3 protein-coding genes are annotated in these 2886 nt (G+C 68.7%); all 3 read left to right on the top strand.

Features of this window, described 5'->3' with window-relative positions; genetic code table 11:
* On the top strand, positions 1-555 hold a 555-nt coding region (locus tag ACWD2L_RS40985), incomplete at its 5' end, for an alpha-glucosidase C-terminal domain-containing protein (RefSeq protein WP_451193845.1).
* A complete protein-coding gene (locus tag ACWD2L_RS40980) occupies positions 552-1892 on the top strand; it encodes a maltokinase N-terminal cap-like domain-containing protein (protein ID WP_451193842.1) in 1341 nt (446 codons plus the stop codon). The genes ACWD2L_RS40985 and ACWD2L_RS40980, both read left to right, overlap by 4 nt.
* A gap of 55 nt (positions 1893-1947) precedes the next feature.
* A partial coding sequence (locus tag ACWD2L_RS40975; protein WP_451193839.1) for a GlgB N-terminal domain-containing protein occupies positions 1948-2886 on the top strand: 939 nt, incomplete at its 3' end.

Genomic DNA, 2886 nt, shown 5'->3' with positions numbered 1-2886 from the left:
GACGAGATCGGCATGGGCGACAACATCTGGCTCGGCGACCGCGACGCCGTCCGCACGCCGATGCAGTGGACCCCGGACCGCAACGCCGGCTTCTCCTCCTGCGACCCCGGCCGCCTCTTCCTCCCCACGATCATGGACCCGGTCTACGGCTACCAGGTCACCAACGTGGAGGCGTCGATGTCCTCCCCGTCGTCCCTGCTCCACTGGACCCGCCGCATGATCGAAATCCGCAAACAGAACCCCGCCTTCGGCCTCGGCTCCTACGCGGAGCTCCCTGCCTCGAACCCGGCGGTGCTGGCGTTTTTGCGGGAGTACAAGGACGACCTGGTGCTGTGCGTGCACAACTTCTCCCGCTTCGCACAACCCACCGAACTCGACCTCCAGCAGTTCAACGGACGACACCCCGTGGAGCTGATCGGCGGAGTCCGCTTCCCGGCCATCGGTGAACTGCCGTACCTACTCACCCTGGCAGGACACGGCTTCTACTGGTTCCGCCTCCGCAAGGGCCTGGGACACACCCCGCACAGCTTCTCGGGATGGGAGTTGAAGCGATGACACACCTCATGACCGAAGTCGGCGAAGCACGCCCGTCGCTTCTCGGATCCTCCCTCAATGACCTGCTCAGACATTGGCTCCCGCGCCAACGCTGGTACGCGGGCAGCGGCCGCCCCATCGCGGAGGTCTCGACAGCGTCGGCCACCGTGCTCACGGCCGAGTGCCTGCACCTACTGGTGCGAGTGAAGGAATCCGCGGACCGGGACGAGACCTACTACCAGCTGATACTGGGCGCGGCCGTCGATCCGCCGCCGCGGCTGTGGCCGCACGTCCTGGGTCAGGTGGACGGCCCCGACGGCCGCGCCCTGGTGGTCTACGACGCCGTCCATGACCGCCGCATCGCGGCCCTGCTGCTGGACCGGATTCGCATGGGAGGCGCGCACGGAACGCTCCGCTTCGAGTCCCTCCCGCGCACATCGATCTCCCAAGGTCTCACTCCGCGCGTCCTGGATGTGGAACAGACCAACACCTCGATCGTGTACGGCGACCGGCTCATCCTCAAGCTGTTCCGCCGCATCCAGCAAGGCGTCAACCCGGACCTGGAAGTACCGATCAGGCTGGCCCGGTGGGGCTACCCCTGGGTGCCGTCCCCCCAGGCCTGGTTCTTCGCGACCGCGCCGTTCCTGGGCACCCTCGGCATGGTGCAGCCTTTCCTGACCGGTGCGACGGACGGCTGGACCCTGGCGCTGAACTCGGCGTCTACGCAAGGGGACTTCATCGAGCAGGCGGCGAGCCTGGGGCGTACCACGGGCGAACTGCACGCGGCGCTCGCCCAGGCGTTTCCCACCACGAAGCCCGTGGGCCGCCATCTACCGTGCCTCGCCGCGGAGATGGCACACCGGCTGAAGCGCACGGTCGACACCGTGCCGGCGCTGCGCCCCCACGCCTCCGCGATCCAGCAGATCTTCGCGAACGCCGCGGCGGCACCCAGCGAGCTGTCCCTGCAACGGATACACGGGGACTACCACCTGGGGCAGGTGCTGTGGGCGGACGGGAACTGGCACGTGGTGGACTTCGAGGGAGAGCCCTCGCAGCCGCTGTTGGAGCGCCGGTCGGACCGCTCGCCGATGCGGGACATCGTCGGAATGCTCAGGTCCTTCGACTACGCGGCACACATGGGTGACACACCACGCCCGCAGTGGGCGGACCGGTGCCGCGCCGCGTTCTGTGCCGGATACAGCGGCGCCGGAGGCTTCGAACCAACCGGTGTGCCGGCGCTGCTGCGCGCATACGAAGCCGACCGCGCCGTCTACGAGGTGCTGTACGAGGCGACACACCGCCCCGACTGGATCACCGTCCCCCTGAAGGCCGTCGCCCGCCTCGCCGCCGCCCGCTGAGACCGAGGCACACCACAGCACGGCGCCGACCACATGCCTCCCGAAGGAGTCGACCATGACCGTCAACGCCACCGCAGGACCCATCCCGCACCGGCACGCACGGGCCACGTCGAGTCTCGACCGGGAGGCGCGTACGGCACTGCTGCGAGGAACACACCACGACCCGCATGACATCCTCGGCGCGCACCGGGCGCCGGGGGGTGTCATCGTGCGCTGCCTGTTCCCGGATGCCGTCGAGGCGGCGGTGCTCGTCGGCGATACGGCGTGGGGGCTGCCGGACGTGGGCGACGGCCTGTTCGAAGGCGAGCTTCCCGTCACCTCCGTAGACGGCTATCGGCTGCGCGTGACCACCGCCGCAGGGGTCGTCGAGAGGGACGACCCCTATCGATTCCTGCCCACATTGGGGGAGTTGGACCTTCATCTCATCGGCGAAGGCCGCCACGAATACCTGTGGACGGCCCTGGGCGCACATGTCCTGGAACACCAAGGCGTAGCCGGAACCCGCTTCGCCGTGTGGGCGCCCAACGCGCGCGGCGTGCGTCTCGTCGGCGACTTCAACCACTGGGACAGTGCCTCGGCACCCATGCGATCGCTGGGCCGCTCCGGCATATGGGAGCTGTTCGTTCCCGGTCTCGGTGAGGGCGAGCTGTACAAGTTCGACATCATCGGCCCCGACGGTGTCTCGCGTCATCATGCGGACCCCATGGCACGCCGCAGCGAGGAACCCCCGGCAACCGCATCAATAGTCCACGCCTCGCACTACACGTGGCAGGACGAGGCCTGGCTGGAGCACCGCGCCGCCCGCCCCGTGCACGCCTCACCGTTCTCCGCGTACGAGGTGCACCTGCCGTCCTGGCGCCCCGGCCTCACCTACCGCCAACTCGCCGACCAACTCCCCGCCTACGTATCGGACTTGGGCTTCACCCACGTCGAGTTCCTGCCCGTGGCCGAACACCCCTTCGGCGGCTCCTGGGGCTACCAGGTCACCGGCTTC

The sequence above is a fragment of the Streptomyces sp. NPDC002754 genome, from assembly GCF_053592315.1.
The sequence above is the reverse complement of the archived record's forward strand: the minus strand, read 5'-3'. Positions and strand labels throughout refer to the sequence as shown.

What these genes read in the sequence shown, in the direction of transcription:
- ACWD2L_RS40980 (WP_451193842.1), top strand. Translation starts at nt 552, where the DNA reads ATGACACACCTCATGACCGAAGTCGGCGAAGCACGCCCGTCGCTTCTC.